Here is a 20,464-nt window from a genome sequence, read left to right as displayed (position 1 = left end):
CGAAGGGCCATACCTTCATCTCTTGCACAGCATCGATTTCACGAGCTCTCCTACATAGAGCTCCCTTCTTCGTTCGTGGCGCACCCCGTCTCTGACCTTGGTGACGAGTCGCGCGCGGTGCAACGCGCCGAGGTGGTAGGAGACGGTGCCGGGGGTGCATCCGATGCGGGCGGCGAGTTCCGCGGTGGAGCGAGCGGTTCCGAGGTCCGCCAGCAAGGCCGCTCGGGCGCTGCCGACCACCTGCGCGATCCTTCCGGGCCTGCGATCCCGTTCGGCTCCGATCCGCCGGGCGGGGTAGTAGAGGACGAACTGCCCGGGAGTGTCGACCTGGACGATGACGTCGGGCCGGTTGAGCACGCCGGGGGCGAGGACCAGATCCCGGCCGGTGACATCGATTTCGCCGTCCCACGGCTTGGCGAGAGTGAGCGCGTCGCCCGCCCAGTCCAGGTCGGGGTGGAGGGCTCCGAGCGCCTGGCCGACGCCGTGTGCGGCGACGGTCGTCGCACGGTGGGCGATGTCCTGTTCGATGATCGAGCGCAGCTCGGGCCAGCCCTCGGAGAGGGCGTCCCGCCAGAACCGGGCGAGTCCGTTGGCGAGGTGTCGCTGCATGCGGCCCGACTCCGCGATCCGGCGGGTCGTGGGCCGCAGCGGTCTGTTCCAGTGGGCCCTGGTGTAAGTGAAGAGCTGGGTTTCCAGTTCGTCCTGCGCCGCGGCCTCGATCCGCGCTATCTGCTCGTCGAGCAGGTCACGACGTTGCGCGTCCGTCCCTGGTTGCGGGGTGAGCAGGTCCGGTGTGTAGGTGTCGCCGTTCTGCGGCAACAGGTCCGCGAGCAGGGCGACGTCCGGATGGGCGAGTGACGCGCGGGCGAGTGGTCCGGGATCTCCGAAGACCGGGTGCCGTCCCGATGCGGCGGTGAGTTTCAGCCACGCCATGGACTCCGACGCGGGGGAAGGGGCAAACCGCGTTCTGGACACTGTGTCGGCGTCTACCCGCAGGGTGAACACCGCGCCGACGGTAGCAGCCGTCGCGACGGATTTGAACAGGCTCGAATCCTTTACGGCACGGGGGCCGCGTGTGGTTCTGTCGTGTTGCCGAACAACGGCAGCAACGTTCACTGCCAGGGAGTGGTTGTCATGGTGAGACTGAAGGGCACACCGAAGGTGAACAGCCGCACGAGGAAGGCCGGCGCGGTCGTGACCGCGGCAGCGTCGGTTGCCGCGGGGATGATGTTCGCGACGACACCCGCCACCGCGACTGCCGCCGTCGCCGAGTACCCCACCAGCTCCTTCTCGATCGAGTACGGGGCCAGCTACTACAAGGGCACGGTCACTTGGTACAACCGGTCCGTCGGCGTCGACGGATCGGCCAAGGCCACCGGATGTCGGCGGTACTACGCACGGGCGTTCGCCGGCAGCACCTCACTGGACTTCAAGAGCAGCAGCACCTGGTGCAACCGATCCGGGCCGGTGAATTTTGACCTTGCGGCGAACGTCGTCGGCGGGTCCGACAACATCTGGGTCTACATGACCGACGAAAACCAGAACTACCTCAAAGGACAGACCTGCTACCGCAACATGAGCCACTGCGTCGACGGCCTGCACTGAAGCGCGTCGCACACACCGTGAACCGGTCGCGGACCGGGGCCGGTACCCCGGTTCCGGTCCGCGACCGCACGGACGGATGCCTCGGTGAAAGGCCGGCTCGTGCGGGCCGTCCCACCTATCCCCCGCCGTCCTCCCGATCGGCCGCTTCGTTGGCGCGGTCGATCTCGGTCATGTGCTCCTCCGCCCAGGTCCGCAGCCCCGCGAGCGCGACTTCCAGAGACTGCCCGAGCCCGGTGAGCCGGTAGAAGACCCGGGGCGGCACGGACGGTTCGACCCGGCGCACCACCAGCCCGTCGCGGGTCAGGCTGCGCAACGTCGTGGACAGCATCTTCTGCGAGATGCCGGGCATCCGGCGTCTCAGCTCCGCGAAGCGCACCTCCTCCGGTGCGGCATCGGCGAGCGTCTTCACGGCCATGGAGGTCCACTTCGTACCTATGCGGTCCAGCAACTGCCGCGTCGGACAGTGCGGATCGAACAGATCGCCGCGCGCCCCGCGACCGGCGGCCCGGGCTCCCTGGGCGGTCACCTGTGGCTCACCACCTTCCCTGAAAGTGCCGTCTAGGCATCGGTCGGACAGTTACCTACCGTTTGGTGGTCACCAAAGGTAACCACTCGGAGGAGCCGTCTTGCCCGTGACCACCACACACCGACTGCGCCGCATCACGACGAACGGGGTCGAACTCAACGTCGCGATCGCCGGGGCCGGACCCGCGGTTCTCCTGCTGCACGGCTTCCCGCACACCTGGCAGCTCTGGAGCGACGTCATGGGCCGACTGGCCGGACAGTACCGGGTCATCGCCCCGGACCTGCGAGGCTTCGGTGCCAGTACGCGAGCTGTCGAGGGGTACGACGCGGGCACCCTCGCCGCCGACGCCGAAGGGCTGCTCGACGCACTCGGCGAGCCGTCGGCAGCAGTGGTCGGCATCGACGCGGGCACCGCCCCCGCCGTCCTGCTCGCGCTGCGCCGCCCCGGCCGCGTCCGGCGCCTGGTCGTGATGGAGGCGCTGCTCGGCCGCCTGCCCGGAGCGGAACACGTCATCGCGGGCGGCGCCCCGTGGTGGTTCGGCTTCCACGCCGTCCCCGGCCTCGCCGAAACCGTCCTGGCCGGCAACGAGGCCGCGTACATCGACTGGTTCCTCGACTCGGGGACGCTCGGGCGAGGAGTACCCGACGACGTCCGTGCGGCCTTCGTCCAGGCGTACACGGGGAGCGAGGCCCTGCGCTGCGCGTTCTCGTACTACCGAGCCCTGCCCACCAGCGCGCAACAGATACAGGACGCCGGCGCGACGGCCCGGCTGACGATGCCCACCATGGCCGTCGGCTCTCACCCCGTCGGCACCGGACTCGAACGTCAACTCCGTCCCCTCGCCGATGACCTGGTAGGACACCAACTCCAGGACTGCGGCCACCTCATCCCCCTGGACCGCCCCGACGCGCTGTTCGCACTCCTTGCTCCCTTCCTCTCCGCCGACGCATGTTCTGGCCCCCTGCTCGACCGCGGTGTGGATGCCGTCGGGCAGGGAGGCGCCGAGCCCGCTACCCGCGATCAGTAGGCGAGGCCGTCGAGGGACGAGCGCGGTCCGCGAGGCGACTGGTATTACTGGTGCATGCAGGAAGAGCAGGAAGAGACCGCGCGGTCCGCGATCGACACGTTCATCTCCGCGTTCAACGCCTCGGACGACAGCTATGTGACTGCGCTGCTCTCCCAAGCGCTCACCTCGGACGTGGTCTTCTGGGGACCGTTGGGCCGCAGTGAGGGGATCGAGGCGGTCGAGCGGTTCGTGCTGGACATCCGCCGCCACCCAGCGGGGACCGGCACGATGGTGCGCTGTTCGGCGGTGGACATGCCGGACGAGTGGGCCCGGTACCAGTGGGTCTTCACGACGCCGGATGGAGGACCCCGCCTGGCGGGAACGGACGTCGTCCATCTGCGGCGGAGCCTCATCGACCAGGTCATCGTCTTCGCGGGGGAGATCGAGCCGTCCGCCTCCTGAGTCATGCTCCTCCGGCGCCGTCCTTCTCCTGAACCGGCCCCGTTCGGGGCTCCGGGCTTAACCCCAGCCGAGAGCAGCTTCACAACGCTTCGGTCGTGCGTGTTCGCGGCACCTTTCGCGCGGCGGTTGTCCCCCACACACATTCGGAGTGTTTCCGTTCGGCCCGGCCCGAGCCTGCGGTGGGCCGGATCCCGAGCGGGCCGGATCCCAAGTGGGCCGGATCCCAAGTGGGCCGAACTCGTCGAACGCGAAGACCCGGTCGGGGCAACGGTCCAGGACGTGCTCGATCTGGACGACGAATTCCTCGTCGGCCGCCACCAGCTGGGCGATCACCGGCACCCGATCCCCGCCGACCGAGGGCAGCAGCATCATCGCGCGCCGATAGCACACCGAGTTGATGCTGCCCCGGTGCACGATCTGCCGCAGCCGTTGCCCCTCTTGGTCGGTCAGTCCGCGCACGCGGACAGGCTCGGCCACCACGCCTCCAGCGGTCGGATCAAACGTCACCGCCTGTCCAACCGGTTACGACGACCAACCCGGCGAACCTATGCGGTCACACCTTCCTCGCTCGCTCCAGCGACCTTGCCGCCGACAAAGACCACGCCCAGCCCGAGTGCGGCTGCACCAGCAGCTGCCACCACCTTCATCCCCGCCCCCAGAAACTGCTTACTCTCGCTGTCTTGAGCCACCTTGTTCTTGGACAGGTTCCGCCCGTTCGGGGTACCCAACTTCCGCTTGATCGCTGCTTCGTTCACGTCGCCGATTCCCCGACTCCGTTCGTCGCGAGAGGCATCCCGATCTCGTATCTGGACATCCATGAGCTCGCAGGCTTCGGCAGTGCCCGCGAGCGGGATCCCCGCTATCAACGCCCACGATTTCGTCGGCAGTCCAGGTCCGCAAGCAGCTCACGCCGGGCTGGATCATAGGCGAACCGGGCCGCGCTAAGCTGCGCCCAGGTACCGGCCCGCCCCACCCTCCACCGGCCCGCGCCATCCCAACATCCCCCCACGCTCCCTAGTCCACCTGAGTAGCCCGCACCAGGAGCGTGCCGCCCTTGACCGCCTTCGACACCGATGACACCCGCAAGGTCCAGACCGCCGTACGCGGTGGCGAGCACGGCAGCATCCCTGTGTTCCTGCCGTACGAGCGGGACCTCGCCGACCGCCTACGCACGCAGCACGGACCGAACGCGTTCACCTGCGGCATCCTTCTCGGCGGCTGCGGTCGCGTCCTCACCCTGCGCGCCTGTGCCGACCGCAAGTCCCACTTCGCGCACCGCCCGCCGGTCGTCTGTCGCCGCCAGGCCACCGGCGCAGACAGTGCCGACCACCTCTACATCGGCGAAGCCGTGAGTGAGTGGCTGCGTGCCCAAGGCCATCAGAACGTCGCCCCGCAATACACCCAGCAGAAGAACCACCTTCCCGGCAGCGTGCAAGTCCGCTTCGGGTCCGGTCGGCAACGGCGCTGTCTCCACGTACAAATGGGCCGCCTCACGCATGCCCAATGGCAGAAGTCCTTCTTCCCACCGGCCGCTTCCACGGAGAGGGTGCCGGCCCTGCGTACCTACGGCCCCGACAGCGGCCTCTTCGAGTACGAACGTCAGGTCGCCGGATACGCACTGCGCTTCGCCTGCGAGACGGAGGGCAGCACACGAGTGGTCTACCTCGACACGATCCTTCCAGACCTGACCTGGGAGCGCGCGTCCCTCAGCCAATGCCGCATCACCGTCGCGGGTATCGTCACACCCTCGCTGATGCAGACCTCCGCCGGCATCACTCCCAAGCCGACCGCCTCAGCACCGGGATGCTCGACGTCTGCCCCGCCCCTCACCACCGATCACCGCCACCTGATCATTCCCGTACTGCCCGGCTCCATCGCCATCACCGGCGCACAAGTGCTCAGCACGGCGACAGCGCCGGGCAGACGCCTGTACGAAGCACAAGCCCAGGCTCGCGGATCCGCCGCATTCCCCGCCCGTATCGACGTACCCGACACAGAACTTGTGCCCGCCCTTGAACCTCACGCGATATACACGCTGACCGAGAGCACCGTGCTCATCGAGGCTCTCTCAGGGGCCACCGCACTCACACCAGGAACGGAACTTCGGACTCTGCGCGCAGACCGAGTCAAGAAGCTCTCAGCACAGCGGGCTGTTGCCTGGGATCTCCTCCAACCGTCAAACCCACCCGAGGACGCCCCAGAGCTCGAGCTCGTCCCACAGCCCGCAAAGAGCACACCATCCACCGATCACCATCGCGAAGCCGAACAAGCACCGGCAGCGCCGCACGTCTTCGCTCCCGACCCCGCACCCACCCCTGCCCAGCCGCCTGCATCCGCCGAACCAGCGGAGCTGGCCGAGCAGCTGACCGCGATACTCGTCCGAACGGCACGAGCAGCCACCACCATCCCGCTCGACGACCTCTTCGAACAGTGCGGGGCACAGGCCGCCGCCCTCGACGACTCTCAGCGCATTCGCTGTCTGACTGCCGTGGACAGCATCAACGCCCGCGAACACCGCCCCCTGCTCAGCTCACTCGTGACCGTTACGCCGGGCACGGACACGTTCCCCTCGCCCTCCGCCTTGTTCGCCCGCATTGCGACCGGCCTCGGCCTGATACCGAAGGCAACCCCGCAACGCGTCGCTCAGCTATGGAAAACACACCGCCTCGATCTCCACATTGCGCCCCCGTCACCTGGTCCGACTCAAGACGGCGTCAGCAAAGCCGGCTTGAAGACAGCAAAGAGAAAAGCCACTGCCAACCAAACCCAGCTCAAGGCCAAAGATGCCGCCGCCCAGGCGGAGCTCGACATGCTCACCGAGGAGTTCCACCAAGCCCGGGCCGCCAAAGACACCAAGAAGGCCACCGCAGCGCGTCGACGCATGCGGCCCATTGCCCTTCGCCTTGTCTCTGAACAGGCCCGCAGGTCCACGGCGGCGGTCATGGCCGAGGCCGCAAACTGGTGCCGCGCTCAGGACCCGGAGTGGTGGATCGACCCGGCCCTCAAAGAGATCAACACAATATTCGCCCGCCTGGACTCAAAGCGCGCCACTCTTACCAGCAGAGAGATTTCCAACGCCCTTGACACCGTCACACACCTGCGCGAACAACTCGATGCCCCCCTACCTCCGCGTGAGGAGAGCCGTCTACGCCGCTGGCTGTCGCACGCCACGTCCCTCCAGGAAGCAGAGCGCGCGGCTCAGGCAGAGCAGCTGACGCCGACACGTTCAGCACCCAGCGCCGCCGCTGCTCTCCCCGTAAAGGCAATCGATGCTCTCGCCCATGCCGTGCGACCCGTCCTCCAGAACGTCGCCCGGGACGGCACGACCATCACGTGGGGTGAACTACGCCGCCGCCTGGCCAACACGCTGCCCTGGCTCGACCACGACGGCCAGGTTGAACTCCTCGTCCGCGTAGACCACGACGCCCCCACCGACGAACCGCTGCTGTCAGTCCTGATCACCAGACGTGACCTGGCACTGCCAGAGACTTACGTACACGTACAACGTCGTCTGCATCGTCCGGAGGTTCCCACTTCAGCCCTGGAGATGCACTGGCGAATGGACGTCCTGAAGGCACAACAACACTGGCGACACAGTGCTCCGTGATCACTGGTCCCGTCCCGACTCTACGTCTGCCGAGAATGCCATCCATGCGACTCGGAAGCCTGGTCGATGGTGCGGCAGGATGAATACTCGTGCTGCTGCGTCTTGTCTACTCGACCGCCACCCACCAGTTCGGCGCGCTGCGAGTGCCTGGCATGAACGACCGTGACAAGGACGCGAAGATCCTCGCCCTACGCCACCAGCTCACCGCCCTTCAGCGAAAACCCGGACCGAACCGAACCAAGTTCGCTGCGGAGGGCTGGTCGTTGCCCACCACATAGGGTCTCAGGATTCGGGCGTCCACAGGCTGACGTCACGGCTGCCGATCTCAGTATCCACTGGCGTCGGCCGACATCCCTCGGTGAGGGCCACAGCATGGACGAACCACTCCAGCGCAGCACAGATCTCCTCGCTGTGTCCGGCGAAGACCTCCACGGGGAAGGACGGGCGCAGGTCCAGCTTCGCCTCGGCCAGGTCGATGCCTTCGATCTCGTTCAGCCGACCCATCAGCTCACGCCGCAGGGGTTCGTCGTCGAACGGGGGGCGCCGCTTCAGGTACTGGAAAACAACCTCGACCGTTCCGGTGACCGGGTAGATCGCGACGGGCCACAGTGTGCGCGAGCCCGATTGGCCGTTAGCCCTGAGAATCGGCGAGCAGCTGGTCTCGGCTGCCCTTCCGAACGCACGATGTCCGCCCTGCTGTTCCCAGAATCGCAGCGTGGCCAGAACGCCTTCTACGGTCTCGGGGGCCTGGTTCTCGCGCAACTGCGCCTCGAACCGGTTCTCCTCCGCTTCGTTGCCCCCGCCCTCGGTCGGGAGAGCCTCCTCCATAACATCTTTGCCCAGCAGAGTGGCCAGGTCGGTCGTGGTCAACCGCTGGGACCGTCGGGCCCGGTCCGCGCTGTCGAAGGCAACTCCCTCGGACTCGAGCAGCGTCCTCGGGTCTTCCATCCGCTGCCCGTCCGACCAGCGGAAGCCTGCCGAGATCCGGCCGTCGGCCGTCAGCACACGGTAGGCGCCGTGCACTCCGGCCTTGGACGCCAGGTGAGTGCCCACCGCGACAGCGTGGGTGCCGATCAGCGCGGCGACGTCACCATACGTCGTCCAGGTCCCGGCCGGCATCGCAAGGAGGGCCACGCGCAGTTCCTTCCAACCCGCCCATTCGTCGTCGGCGTGGACCAGCTCCTCGAGGGGACCGGGCCACAGACGCACAGCGCGGTCGGCCAGTTCGTCGGCGCGGACCAGAACCTCTGTTCTGCCCCACCGTTCCTGCGCCGCGATTGCCTGGTTCATGCGCAGAGCACTGGAGTCGAGGATCTCCTGCTTGCGGCGGAAAGGATGGTTCGACAACCGTGCATTGTCAGCGGAGAGCGTGAGGTTGCCCAGCGTGTGGACGACCAAGGCATGGACCTCGTCCGGGCTCTGACCGTCCTCGGCCTCTTCGGCGAGCAGGTCGAACCACTGGTGCGCCGGGCGCTGCGGCAGTACGTGCTCCACCGTGAGCTGCGCCTTGGCGTAGTCGACCGGCTCGCTGGCGCCGTAGCTCTCCTCCAGCCTGCGCAGCACCTGGAACCGTTGGTTGCTCCGCCCGAACTTGTAGAAGGGCCGGGTACGGATCGCCTCGCGGACAGCTTCGTCTCCGGGCCAGACGCGCGCTCCGGTCTTGTTCCGCGACAGGAAGCGGCGTACGGCCTCCGCCGGTGAGTCGCCCTCGCTCAGTTCCCGGGGCATCTCCATGAACACCCGGTTGCTGCCCGTCGTGGAGAGTCCGGCGAACAGACGCCGCACCATGTAACTCTCTGCATACGCCAGAGCCTCGGCTGCCTCAGCGGCGGTGGCGGCACCGACGTCGAGCCGGTCGAGCAGATGGAGCGCCAGAGGGTAGTGGGTCTGACCACCCCACCGGGACAACCGCTCCAGCACCTCACGCAGCTGCGCATCGGGCTCCCGCTCGGGGTGCAGGATGCGCATCAGGCGCTCGGCGCGTCCAGCCAGAGCCGCGATCTCCGCCTCCAGTGCCGTCTCGTCCGCGCTCAGCGGCTCCAAGCGCTTCTTCTGGTCGCGGTAGATCTCGCTCTGCTTGGCCCGGCTGCTCCCGGACACCACCAGATCGAGCCAGACCAGCAGTTCGAGGTTGGCCGGACCCAGCAGCTCCTGCATGGGTAGCCAGAGGTTGCGGTAAACCGCCTCCCCACGGGTCGGCAGACACATGAAGAGGTAGTTGCGCAGCAGGTCGCTCTGGCTCAGGCCGACACCGGTGTTGTTGATCGACTCGAAGATCCGGTAAACGTTGTCGCCCTCGGCGGCGGTGATCTCGACGATCGACAGCAGGCCGCCCAGTACCCTCTCCACCGCGTCCACCCACGCTTCGCCGCCACTCTCCTCACCTTCAGTGAGAGCACCCAGAAAGAATCTGTAGGCGGCGCCAATATTGCCCGCACCGCCCGCCCTGGGTGAGGTCTCGACACAGGCGGTGAAGGCGTCCCGGTCCGCCTGGGTCGGCAGCAGACGGTAGTGGTCCTCGCCGTCCCGGTACAAGTTGACCAGGAGCAAGTCGTGGATACGCGCGGCCTTCTTCTTGGCGCCGCGCGCCCGGTGCCTGTCCCGCAGTGCGGTGAAGGCGAGCATCAGCGTGGTGAGCCGCTGCTGGCCGTCGACGACCAGCCATCGCTGCATGCCACCCGCCGTGATCCGCCCGGGTGCCAGGACGACGGAACCAAGGAAGTGTGCCGGCGGAGGGCTTCCTTCCAACTGGTCCTCGACCAGCTCCAGCACGTCGTCCCACAACTGCTTCAACTCTGCCAGCTGCCAGCTGTATGTGCGCTGATAGAGCGGAACCTGGAACTGCTTCTCACCCTGGACGAGCTGACTGAACGTAGTCTCCTGAGCGTGCACTGGCGCCTCTCCCCAAGGTGTCCCGACCGGCTCACCATTCTTCCCCCATCGGAGTGCGGCGCTCAGGAGAACCGATCGACGCGCCCCTCCGTCGTCATGCAATGCCTACGTACGACCTGCGGTGGAAGGCGGCATTACCGAACGGACGGCGCTTCCACTCAGGTGCCCTGCCGCATCTCAGGTCGACCACCTCGGTTGTCGAAAGCCTCAGGCAGCAGCGACAGGCCCCACCTCTCCTGTCCCGCGACGTACAGCCACAGTGATGCCCAGCGCGATACCGCGACCAATCGGAGCATCCGCGTACCGCGCCCTACAGACGCGAGCGCCCACTTGCACCACGTCAAGGTGACCCACAGGAGCAGTCACACCGAGTGGACGTCCCCTCCGACCTGCACCGCACCTCGCCACAGGGTTCAGCCCCTGGATGACGTGTGCACCGAGGCACGGAGCCCTTTGCCTCGGACATCAGACCAGTCAGCGGAAATGCTCCCTGGGAGGATGGGGAGCCGCTTCCCGCTCCCGGAATTACACCCAAACACGAAGTAGGGGCCATCCGAAGATGGCCCCTACCTGCGACGTTTCCGTCGGGACGACAGGATTTGAACCTGCGACCCCTTGACCCCCAGGAGTGAGGACCATAGGAACTACCTGCACATATCAGGCAAGACTAGGACGCGGGACGTGCATCCCCGCGCACGCTGTTCAGGTGCGCGAGCACCGTGTGGTCCCCAACTGGTCCCCACGGCAATGACGCAGACCAGAGGGATTAACCTCTCGTGGAGGCTCCCAATCCCAACCCGACGTCTCAGGAGATCTCGTCCCGACGGGCCCTTTCGACCTTACGTTTGAGGTTCCTGATGGCCTCGTGCCACCGCCAGGAATCGCTGGTGTACCAGCCCTCTTCGTCGATCGGCTGCCAGTCCGCCAGTTCCTCCAGCTGTGAGAGCACCGTGTCGGCATCGTCGTGACTCCTGCCCCGGTCGAGTTGACCTGTGATGGCGTGGAGTCGGTGGGCGGCACGGTAGAAGGAGACCTGGCTGTCGGTCAGCCTGCGTACGGCGTAACCGCCACACTTGCCGCACCAGTCGAAGTCGTCTCTCACAAGCAAGTCAGTGACGGTCAGAAGATCGTCGTTGGCTGCGACACCGCGTTCCTTGGCGTGACGGCACAGTGGTGAGTGGCCCTTGCCTTCGGTCTGCGGATCCGCGTTCGTGGTGTAGATCTGGGCTACAGTCAAAGGCCCCAGAGGAAGACCGCTACCACGGTGCCACCGGTCAGCACCGGGTTGCCTGAAGGGCGCGAGGTCCAGCCGGTCGCTGGCGAGCGTCCCCTCCCACACGGCCAAGGGCAGCATCCGCTCGCTGCCTGCGTCGAGGGTTCGCAGATCGTGCACCCCTCGCGTCAAGGCGAGCAGGCGTAGGTTGCGTGCCCGATCGGCGTCGAAGTAGGTGTGGCGAACGGTCTGACGCGCGCCGTCGACGCCCCCGAACTCTTCGCCGAAGTGCAGATCGTGAGCGTCGCTGCAACCACCCGTCCAGTGACTCCCGCCCGCCTCGGGCTCGGAGCTGGCGGTCTGGGCCCATGCTCCGATCAGGCTCTCCGGAAGATCGGATGCACCTGCGACGAGAACTCCGCTCCACCCCTGCGCAAGCCGCCTCTCCACCACATCAAGGGGCAGGACTTCGACTCCCCCACTCACCGAAATGACAATGTAGAGCTGGTCAGAACTGCCAGTGAGGGTCCGCAGGGCGCGGATGTGTTCGGCGGTGACAGGTTGCCGGTCGAAGACCGGGGTGTCGTCGAAGATCCCGGGGCGGATTGAATTCGGCCGACCAGCTGGAATGCGACTCGGTTCGATCGCATCGGCCTCTTCGCGAGGCGGTTCGCACGCCACGTCGCTGGACGGGGCGTGCAGCCTTTCCGCGATGAGGGCAGGAACGTCAAGCGTGAGCGTACGGCGCCCCCAGTCCGCGCCCACGACCCACGTGGCCACAACACCCTGCGTCCACGAGTCCAGCCCTCCGAGCAGTCCTCCCCGCACCCCTCGCGCCGTCTCCTCAATGGCCTCGGGCAGGCGCACAGTGACGCGCTGCGTCGGCTTGCACTCAGTCGATGCAGCCAGAGCGCGAGCCTGGGCCTCCCAGGAGTCGATCAGACGTGCCGCCCCAGCCAGCGCATCGTCATGACCCTTCCGGTTGCTGCGGATGCCCTGCACAAGGTAGTGAGACATGTACGAGCGAGCTGGAGATCCCACCCAACTGCTCTCGGCCGCACTTTGCCACCGACACCACAGCGCGTTCAGCGCCGTGGAGATCTTGTCGCTGCTGCCCAGTACCGCGAAGGCCGGGTCCTCTCCGGAAAGCCGGGGCCGCTCCATCGTTGCCGCCGCCGCAGCCACGAGCAGTCCCGCCGGCTCGACGAACAGGGCCGCCTGAGAGCGCAAGGTCTCCAGGAACTCCGCCTTCGTCTCCAACGCCCGCTGCGCCCAGTCCTCAAGCCAGAGGAAGGAGGCGAGGATGGACTGAGCCCGGTGCAGGCTCTCCGCCGCCCCGTGCCAGTAGGAGAAGACCAGCCCCTGCAGGCGCTCCGCGTCCTCGCGCGCGTCCTCCCCGTCGTCATCCGTCGCCTCCGCATCCGAACGCAGTACTGCAGCGGCAGCTTCTACCTCTTCCTGTGCCCAGCACTCGTCCTCGTCAGGTTCGGTGTAGGACTGCAGCTGATGGAGCAGGCCCACTCCGCCGAGTGCCCGGAGGAACATCCCCAACGCGGTCGTCGGCCGTGCCCACGACCCCCACTCCGTGCAGCGAGAGCACAGCCGCCCCATCACCTCCGCGTCCAAAGCGACCTGTGCGGTCTTCACGTCTGACGTACGAAGCTGCCCGCACACTCTGGCAACGTGCAGTCTGGCGTTTTTCCCTCGGGCCGAGTACAGCGTGATCCGCGTGCCCTCAAACGGTCCGAGCGGCACATCAGCCAACAAGTATTCCTGCATGAACCTCCCCCAATCCTCCGCTTCGCCAGCTTAGAGCCGAGGACTGACGCACATCGCTGCATACGCGAGACTCGGCTCTCTCGCTGCCGAGGCCAAAGCCGCTGGTACTCAACTCGCTGCCTCCACAAGCGCGCAAGCGGCACGAACCTGCGTGCACGTGGCACCGGTCCCCAGGCGTGGTCCCCAAGTGATGGCACACGCAAGATAGGCAAGGCTGCGATGCGACCGACTGTCGGCGTGCACTGGTCGGCTGGATAGGGTCGCGGTACCCGAGCTGGAGAGGCAGTTGCATGGCCCACGAGATTGTGATCGCGCAGACAACCAGTGACGACGAGGACCAAGCGAAGGCGCTGGCCCGGGGCGCGGTCGAGAGCAAGCTGGCAGCGGGCGTTCACATTGATGCGCCGATCACCGCCTTCTACTGGTGGAAGGGGGAGGTCGAGACAGCGCAGGAGTGGCGGATCTCGTACATGACTACTACGGACCGTCTCCCGGCACTGGAGGCGTGGCTGCACGAGAAGCATCCGTATGACGTCCCCCAGTGGATCACGCTGCCCGTGACCGGAGGGTCGGAGGCGTACCTGTCCTGGGTGGTCGAGGAGGCTCATCCGCAGTAGGGCACGCCCCCCCCCCGGCACCTCACCGTCACCGAGCCTGCGCGCCATGATGGCTCACGACGCGAACGCCAGCAGGTGGCCAGCCAGGTCGCGCTCCGTGTCGGGGAGCCAGGCAGCGATGCTCTGCGCCCGCTGACGTCCCATGGTGTTCGGCTTTGACTCCGCTGCTGCTGCGAACTGGCGCGCGACGTAGACCCCGCGGTCTACGTCGCCGCCGCGCAGAAGCGCCGACGCCAGGTCCCCGAGCACCACGACTCCAGAGTCAGGCAGTTCCTTACCGAGGCGCTCGACCGCGGAGTCAGCTGTAACCGTCAGCTCTTGGCGCTTGAGCTCGCCGTATACCGAAAGCGCCAGTGAGTCCATCCGGTACGGCGTCACGAATCGGACCCAGGCCTGCTCACTCGTGTGATTCGCGAAATCATACGCGAATCTCGCCTGTTCCAAGGCCCGGAGAGCGCCAGCATCGTCCCCTGATTGAGCCGCTTCCTCCGCATACCGTCCCAATGCCCACGCCGCAGCGGTCGCGTTGCCATGCCCACGCACATCCTGAGCTGCCTGTGACAGCATCTCCAACGCCTTACCTGGGGTAGCGGCGCCGTAGCTCGCGTAGCCCAGCGCCAAGGCGCGCAAGGGTGGGTGCCCGGCCTCCTTCGCGCACTCCGAGGTCACCCGATAATAGGCAGCAGCCTTATCGTGTTCCCCCAGGTCCCAGGCGACCCATCCGGCAAGGGCTGCGGTTTCCCCCGCCGCAATGGTCAACGCTCGCTCGTGGCCGCCAGCGCGCGGAAGGGCCGCGGTGATCGCGTCCAAGTGTGACTCGACCCGGTTCTGCAGGCTGCGTGCACTTTCACTCAGCTCGTCCACATGCAACCCAGCCGCGTGATCGATGAGCACGGACGCGGACTCGGGGTCGATCCTGGCTCCCTTGCTGAGCGCGTAGGCGAGTCGACCCCAAGGCTCGGCAGCGGCAGCTGCGCCGACGACGGCGCCTCCCAGCAGCATTCGGCGCTTCACGTCGTCCAAGTCCTCCCCTTCAGCGTCGTCCTTCTTCCTCCGCCTGATCCGGGCGTCCTTCGCCTCCCGCAGGAGGGGCTCCAGCGGGACGCCGCAGGCCACAGCGATGTGCCCAAGCGTGTGGTTCGTAGGGATGTTCTCACCGTTCTCGTACCGACTGACCTCTCGGCGGCTCACCGTCGCCCGGCCCGAGGCCGTGTTAATCGCGTCCGCCTGCTCATCCTGCGATCGGTCCGCGTTGCGGCGCAGCTGACGGAGTAGTTCGGCGAACGGATCTACTGGCATGAGTGTGACCTCTGTCGGTGGGGGAATCCAATCCTGACCCCAACTCCCCCCAATTTTCCCCCCTTGACAAAGTTTTCCCCCTCAGGTTTCCCCTGTTCCGGATCGCGACACCACGGTGCGATGGGCGCATGACCACGCACCGGGCAGCAACGACTCCCCAACCTGGGATGGCTGACGGCGGACACACCGCCGCCAGCAGCGCACCGGCCGTGTCTCCGCTGACGTCCCGTGCCTTCGAGATGGTCATGGCGCCGGCGAGTATTCACGTCGCTCAGGCACGAGGCACCACAGCGGCCGTGCTGAGGCAGTGGGCTCTGTCGGACGCCCCGGCAGGAGATGCCCAGCTTGTCGTCTCAGAGCTGGTGACCAACGCGATCATTCACGGCTCTAGGGCTGTGGGGTTGCGGGTGCGGTACGGCAACCACCAGCTCCGTATCGAGGTCACCGACGGGAGCACCACCCCGGCCAAGCGACGACCCGCAGGGGCCAACGATCTGGGCGGGCGAGGGCTGCTCCTAGTCGCACGCCTGTCACATCGGTGGGGCGTGGCCGACAGCGGCCGGACCACATATGCGGTCATTCCCACTCTTACGGAGGCGCCCCCATGTCGCCGCACGCCGCAACCAACCTTGGATCCGACGTGTTGAGCCCTGTGGCCGACCGTGGTCTGGGTCTGGAGGTGCAGTCGTCCGGCAGCTGGCCGAATGCCGACAATGTCCGGACCCGGGGACGGCACAGCGGTCCAGACCCGTTTGAGCGCCAGTCCCGCAATGGGCAGCTCCAAAAGCTCCGCCAGCACTTCCATCGAGAGGCTGTCGGAAAGCGCGGTCGTCAAAGCAGCGACCAACAGCTTCGCGTCCTGGCATACAGCTTGGTGCCGAGTCCGGGGGCCAGCCCCGACGAGGACTGGAACACCCTCCATGCCGAGGCGGAGCAGCACGGCTACGCGATAGGAGCAAGGCTCCACGATGTTGCCGTACCCGTGCCCACGACGTACTTCCCCGGCTCGCGCGCGGGCCGGAGCGTCTACACGCCCCCCTGGCAGCGCCCTGGATGGAGGGAAGTCGAGCGACTGATCCGATGCGGATTCGCAGAGGGCGTGATCGTCCTCGACCGGCACAACATCAGCTCCGATGACGACGAGTACCACGCCGTGATCAAGCATCTGGGCGAGCGATACAAGGCGTTCGTACACCTCGTGATCCTCGAGGAGCCTACTGGGCCGACTTGAAGGCGTCCGCTGCGCTGGATGGACGAGAAGGGCTGGGGCTGGAGACAGATCAGCGCTCAGGTCCTCTTCATCGCTGCCGTGTTCGCCATCACCTACGACTTCACCTGATCAGGGGGCCACCATGACATTCGAGGGACACACCGACCGGGCGCCGCGGCTCCTGCCGCACCGCGAGCAGGGCGAGGCCCTCCTCGCCATCCAGGAGGCCGCCCCGGAACTGCCTAGCGAGGCCGGGATCGATCTCTTCGCCGTTCCCGCCGGCGAGGTGCAGCGTGGCGGCTTCGACCTCTCCCGCTTCCACCGGCTCTCCCGCCTGCCCACTTCGGAGGACGCAGCATCCCCGGATTCAACTGACCCCACGCGGTTCTTGGTCGACGCACGCCGTTGGTTGCGCCCTGGCGGGCAGGTGTACGTGCTTGCTCGTGTCTGGTCCGAGCGCGGCGGCGAACCGGACGAGAGGCCGTGGCAACGCGGCTTCGCCGAGGAACGAGTGCAAAACCTCCAGAGCGGGTGGGCCAAACAAGCACGTTGCTGGCTCGGCAGGCACACCGCACTGTTTCTCTCCGACCCGCGCCATCGGACCTTGTGACCGCCGGCACCAACGCGTCCACTCGTCAACCCGCGAACTCGAACCGGCCTCGGCCCTATGAGTCACGCCGCCTTGCTGCCCCTAGCCACCCTAATGAGGAGTACGACCATGCCCTTTCCCGCCCCAATACCACCGCCGACTCCGGCCGCGTCCGAAATCGCAGTCGGCGAGAGACGGCACGCCCACCGCGCGCAGCGGGCACTTCTCCTCGACCTCGACGGCGTCCTGCTCGACACCCGTCCGGTGATGCAGAAGGCGTGGCGGAGGGTCCAGGAGACCCACGGCATCACCCTTCCGTTCAGCGACTACGAGCGTCACCTGGGACGCGAGTTCGGCGACATCATGCAACGGCTGGGCCTCGCCGACATCGACGCAGTCCGCCGGACGTACGAGACGGAATCCGTCGCCGCCGCACACCTCGCACACGAATTCTCCGGCATTGTCGCAGTGCTCCATGCCTTCGTGGCCGCCGACTGGCGGCTGGGCGTGGTGACGTCCAAGCACGTCGACCGCGCCGCCCCGCTCCTGACACACCTCGGATGCCCCTTCGCCACCGTCCGCACCCCCGCTGGAGCGGGCCGGGCGAAGCCGGCCCCCGACCCCATCCTCCTGGCGCTGGTCGACCTCAGAATCGACCCCGCCGCGGCCGTGTACGTGGGGGACATGGCGGTCGACCAGGAATCGGCGGCCCGCGCCGGTGTCGCCTACGTCCACGCCGGGTGGGGATACGGGCAGCCCACCTCACCCGCACCCCAGGTCGTCGCTACACCGGAGGAGCTGCTGCAACTCCTAGGCACCGACAAGCCGTTCGTTGAGGGGAGCCTGGTGTGAGCACCCGCGCGATCGGTGGTCTGGGCCTGGTCCGCTCCGACTTCGCCGGCCAGCCCCGATGGGCTCTCGTCGGCAGCGGCGCCCTGGAACACGCGAAGACCGACCACATCCAGACCGGGGAACTGGAGACCATCCGCGTCGACCGGCAGGAGCTGCGCGCCCTCGTCGAGAAGGTCATGGACGCCTTGGAACGCTACAGCTCTGCGCTCGCCTCCACACCGGGTGGCGCTGGTTGGCTTCACGTCCAGCAGGTTCCCGTTCGGCGCTTCGTGGGCGAGATCGTGCGCAAGCTGCTGGCCCTGGATGCCTGGCAGCCGTTCGCGTCGGCTCCGGGGTCCCTGGCTCTTGCCCCGTACGAGGGACTCGTCGGACTTCGCACCAGCAGCTCGCGGGAGTACCTCGCGTACACCGTCACCTGGTCCGGCATCGCGTATCTGCTCGGGGCGGCGGCTCCGCACAACCCGATCCGCTCCGCTCAGTTACGCAACCGCTCCCCTGCCAGCACGGCGAACGCGGAGCCGAGCCCGCTCCCCTCCGGCCTGCAGCAGCGAGACGTCGTGGCGGTGTCCTGGACCTCCCGCCACGCTGCCACCCTGATGCCGGTTCTCGTCGAGCTGGAGCGCGACGGACGGACGAGCCTCCTGCTCGACCTCGCCACCGACCCGGCGGAGCGGTGCCTCGCACCGACGGCCACGGGCATCGATCTGCGCTCGGCGCCGAGTGGCCTCTTCACCCTCTCCGGCACCGCCGAGGGCCTGCACCTGCCCGACGACGGGCACCTCGTTCGCGTCAAGGTCCAAGGCCTCCAACTCGCCCGCCTCGTACGGCTCTTGTCCGTGCTCTTCGAAACCAGCGGCGGGTGCACCCAGCCGTCGTGGCAGACCCTCCTGCGAGCGGAGAGCTGGCTCGACGGCGTCCTGGCCGCGACCCGGCCGCACACCGTACTCCTGAGCAACGACACCAGCCCGCTGGGCGCACTGGCCGCACACGCGGCCGAGCGGCACGGCGCGAACACGGTCCACGCCCAGCACGGAGCGTGGACGGCAGAGTCGGTCGCCTGGCCGGCCCTGCACAGCCGCGACATCGTCGTCATGGGCGAACGCGACCTTCCCCTGGCACGAGCGTGGGTGCGCCACGCCGCCGCCGAGGTGCACGTGCTGGGACAGCCCCGCTTCGATGCGCTGGCCGGCCTCGGACGTGAGGCACAGCGGCGGTACCTGGAGAAGGTGCTGGTTCCTGGCAACCGCCGCGCCCCCGCCCGGATCGCGGTGTGGGCCTGCCAGCCGTTCAGCCCCGGGCATCTCAGGGCTCAGGCGGACCTCCTCCTGGACGGCCTGAGCGAAGCGGACGGCGACTGGGGCCTCGTCATCGCTCCGCACCCCGCTCAGGGCGCCGATGCCTTCGCCGCGCTGCTGAAGCGCGACGGCGGGCCGCTCGTGGCCGTAGCCGATCCGCGGGTCGGCGCGCGGGGTTGCCTCACCGGGGCCGACGCCCTTGCGAGTGCGTACTCGACGTGCGGGATCGAGGCCGCGCTGCTCGACGTCCCGGTCCTCGAAATCGGCACGCCGGGCGAACGCACGCTGGACCTGGCCGGCCACGGCCTCGCGACCCGGTGCCACAACGCCGTTGACGTCGCCGAAGCGCTCTCCGCCCTGCGTGAACCGGGTACGCCCACCGTCCCGAGGACGGCCCTGGACGCGGTGTGCCGGTGGCGCGGCGACAGCGCGGCCCAGGTCGCTCGCCTCATCACCCAGCGCGCCGAAGCCAGCGCCACATCATCCGAGCACGTCCACCACGATGCCTCCGGCGCGACCTCTGCGTCGCCGCAGGGCGAAGGAGTTCCTGCCCGATGACACACCTCACCGCCGACAGCATGGCCGAGCTGTTCTCCGGCGCCATCACGCTGGCCAAGTCCGGCGAGCGGGTCAGCCCTCGGGGCATGGCCACCCGGGAAGTCCGCGACGTCCACCTGCTGCTCACCCAGCCGCGCGCCCGGCTGCTCTACGCGCCCCCGGCCCGGATCGTGAACCCGGCCTTCGCGGTCGCCGAGACCGTCTGGCACCTCTCCGGCTCCGACGACCCGTGGATCTTCGACTACAACGCGCGGCTGCGACAGTACGCCGACAATGGCGTACTGCTCGGCGCGTACGGGCCCAGGATGCGGAACTGGGGCGGCAAGGTCGACCAGCTCGCCTGCGTCGTGGAGATCCTCAAGGAGGACCCCCACTCCCGGCGGGCCCTGATCCAGCTCTACGACCCGGCCCAGGACGCCGCTGGGCACAAGGACGTGCCCTGCACCCTCGGCTTCCGCTTCCACCTGCGCTCCGGCCGCCTGCACATGGCGACCATAATGCGCGGCCAGGACGTGTGGATCGGCATGCCGTACGACGTGTTCTTCTACACCGTGCTGCACGAGCTGGTCGCCGGGTGGCTCGACGCGGAGCTGGGTGAGTTTCACCTGCACGTAGGCTCGCTGCACATCTACGACAACCACGTCGAGCAGGCCGAGCAGCTGACCTCGCTCGCGGCGAGCCCGGTCATGCCCGACCTGAGAACGCCGTGGAAGGGTTTCGACGGCCTGCTCTACGAGGTCGAGGCCCGCGACGTGACCGGCCACCCCGGCTGGAACACGATGGCCGAGACGCTGCGCAGCTACCAGTTGTGGAAGAACGGACAGCGCAAGCAGGCGTGGCGGGCGGCCGACGGAATCGACGGTTCCCTTGGCCAGGCCCTTACCGCCTGGTACGGCGAGCTGGAACGTCGCTGGCCCAAGCCCTCCGCGACAGCCGGGGCGAGGTGACGTCCGC

19 protein-coding genes are annotated in these 20,464 nt (G+C 67.6%); 12 read left to right on the top strand and 7 right to left on the bottom strand.

All coding sequences use genetic code 11. The features are described from left to right. Nucleotides 1-15: 15 nt before the first annotated feature. The gene (locus AC07DO_RS39050; protein ID WP_479067143.1) at nt 16-933 is read right to left on the bottom strand and encodes a helix-turn-helix domain-containing protein; all 918 of its coding nucleotides are present in this window, start codon (nt 931-933) and stop codon (nt 16-18) included. Between the two features lie 201 nt (nt 934-1,134). Between AC07DO_RS39050 and AC07DO_RS39045 the strand changes: the two genes are divergently transcribed. After that, the gene (locus AC07DO_RS39045; protein WP_479067141.1) at nt 1,135-1,605 is read left to right on the top strand and encodes a hypothetical protein; all 471 of its coding nucleotides are present in this window, start codon (nt 1,135-1,137) and stop codon (nt 1,603-1,605) included. 115 nt (nt 1,606-1,720) lie between these two features. Here the strand turns inward: AC07DO_RS39045 and AC07DO_RS39040 are convergent, their stop codons facing one another. After that, nucleotides 1,721-2,131: a winged helix-turn-helix transcriptional regulator gene (locus tag AC07DO_RS39040; protein ID WP_479067139.1), complete on the bottom strand. Its 411-nt coding sequence runs from the start codon at nt 2,129-2,131 to the stop codon at nt 1,721-1,723. A gap of 100 nt (nt 2,132-2,231) precedes the next feature. Here AC07DO_RS39040 and AC07DO_RS39035 point away from each other — a divergent pair, with 100 nt between their 5' ends. Together AC07DO_RS39035 and AC07DO_RS39030 are read left to right on the top strand one after the other, a co-directional pair. Continuing rightward, nucleotides 2,232-3,158: an alpha/beta fold hydrolase gene (locus AC07DO_RS39035; protein ID WP_479067138.1), complete on the top strand. Its 927-nt coding sequence runs from the start codon at nt 2,232-2,234 to the stop codon at nt 3,156-3,158. A gap of 54 nt (nt 3,159-3,212) precedes the next feature. Further along, entirely contained in the window at nt 3,213-3,599 is a 387-nt protein-coding gene (locus tag AC07DO_RS39030) for a nuclear transport factor 2 family protein (RefSeq protein WP_030552413.1), read from the top strand. Nucleotides 3,600-3,656: 57 nt separating this feature from the next. Here the strand turns inward: AC07DO_RS39030 and AC07DO_RS39025 are convergent, their stop codons facing one another. Both AC07DO_RS39025 and AC07DO_RS39020 read right to left on the bottom strand, forming a co-directional pair. After that, complete coding sequence (locus AC07DO_RS39025; protein WP_479067135.1) at nt 3,657-4,058, bottom strand: hypothetical protein; 402 nt, start codon at nt 4,056-4,058, stop codon at nt 3,657-3,659. Between the two features lie 86 nt (nt 4,059-4,144). Beyond that, on the bottom strand, nt 4,145-4,354 hold the full coding sequence (locus AC07DO_RS39020) for a hypothetical protein (protein WP_479067133.1): 210 nt from the start codon (nt 4,352-4,354) through the stop codon (nt 4,145-4,147). 299 nt (nt 4,355-4,653) lie between these two features. Between AC07DO_RS39020 and AC07DO_RS39015 the strand changes: the two genes are divergently transcribed. Together AC07DO_RS39015 and AC07DO_RS39010 are read left to right on the top strand one after the other, a co-directional pair. Then, nucleotides 4,654-7,206 (top strand): hypothetical protein, encoded by a 2,553-nt coding sequence (locus tag AC07DO_RS39015; protein ID WP_479067131.1) that lies wholly within the window; start codon nt 4,654-4,656, stop codon nt 7,204-7,206. 89 nt (nt 7,207-7,295) lie between these two features. Further along, nucleotides 7,296-7,484 carry a hypothetical protein gene (locus tag AC07DO_RS39010; protein ID WP_479067130.1) on the top strand — a complete coding sequence of 63 codons (189 nt, stop codon included), beginning with the start codon at nt 7,296-7,298 and terminating at the stop codon, nt 7,482-7,484. 4 nt (nt 7,485-7,488) lie between these two features. Here AC07DO_RS39010 and AC07DO_RS39005 read toward each other — a convergent pair whose 3' ends face one another. Both AC07DO_RS39005 and AC07DO_RS39000 read right to left on the bottom strand, forming a co-directional pair. Continuing rightward, nucleotides 7,489-10,098 (bottom strand): GmrSD restriction endonuclease domain-containing protein, encoded by a 2,610-nt coding sequence (locus AC07DO_RS39005; protein WP_479067128.1) that lies wholly within the window; start codon nt 10,096-10,098, stop codon nt 7,489-7,491. A gap of 805 nt (nt 10,099-10,903) precedes the next feature. Further along, a complete protein-coding gene (locus AC07DO_RS39000; RefSeq protein WP_479067126.1) occupies nt 10,904-13,090 on the bottom strand; it encodes a hypothetical protein in 2,187 nt (728 codons plus the stop codon). Between the two features lie 290 nt (nt 13,091-13,380). Here AC07DO_RS39000 and cutA point away from each other — a divergent pair, with 290 nt between their 5' ends. Further along, entirely contained in the window at nt 13,381-13,707 is a 327-nt protein-coding gene (gene cutA / locus AC07DO_RS38995; protein ID WP_479067124.1) for a divalent-cation tolerance protein CutA, read from the top strand. Nucleotides 13,708-13,761: 54 nt separating this feature from the next. Here cutA and AC07DO_RS38990 read toward each other — a convergent pair whose 3' ends face one another. Further along, entirely contained in the window at nt 13,762-15,006 is a 1,245-nt protein-coding gene (locus tag AC07DO_RS38990) for a helix-turn-helix domain-containing protein (protein WP_479067122.1), read from the bottom strand. Between the two features lie 128 nt (nt 15,007-15,134). Between AC07DO_RS38990 and AC07DO_RS38985 the strand changes: the two genes are divergently transcribed. From AC07DO_RS38985 to AC07DO_RS38960, 6 genes are all read left to right on the top strand, one after another. Next, on the top strand, nt 15,135-15,653 hold the full coding sequence (locus AC07DO_RS38985) for an ATP-binding protein (RefSeq protein ID WP_479067120.1): 519 nt from the start codon (nt 15,135-15,137) through the stop codon (nt 15,651-15,653). Next, a complete protein-coding gene (locus tag AC07DO_RS38980) occupies nt 15,611-16,237 on the top strand; it encodes a hypothetical protein (RefSeq protein ID WP_479067118.1) in 627 nt (208 codons plus the stop codon). The genes AC07DO_RS38985 and AC07DO_RS38980 overlap by 43 nt, the downstream gene beginning before the upstream one ends. A 121-nt stretch (nt 16,238-16,358) precedes the next feature. After that, nucleotides 16,359-16,826, top strand: coding sequence for a hypothetical protein (locus AC07DO_RS38975; RefSeq protein WP_479067116.1), 468 nt, complete (start codon nt 16,359-16,361; stop codon nt 16,824-16,826). Between the two features lie 108 nt (nt 16,827-16,934). Next, on the top strand, nt 16,935-17,657 hold the full coding sequence (locus AC07DO_RS38970; RefSeq protein WP_479067114.1) for an HAD family hydrolase: 723 nt from the start codon (nt 16,935-16,937) through the stop codon (nt 17,655-17,657). Continuing rightward, nucleotides 17,654-19,510, top strand: coding sequence for a hypothetical protein (locus AC07DO_RS38965; protein WP_479067112.1), 1,857 nt, complete (start codon nt 17,654-17,656; stop codon nt 19,508-19,510). The genes AC07DO_RS38970 and AC07DO_RS38965 overlap by 4 nt, the downstream gene beginning before the upstream one ends. Then, a complete protein-coding gene (locus AC07DO_RS38960) occupies nt 19,507-20,457 on the top strand; it encodes a thymidylate synthase (RefSeq protein ID WP_479067110.1) in 951 nt (316 codons plus the stop codon). Before AC07DO_RS38965 ends, AC07DO_RS38960 begins: the two co-directional genes overlap by 4 nt. The last annotated feature ends 7 nt before the right edge of the window (nt 20,458-20,464 follow it).

The organism is Streptomyces sp. NPDC045678, assembly GCF_056432085.1.
Note: the sequence above shows the minus strand (reverse complement) of the source record. Positions and strands in the feature narration are given on the sequence as shown.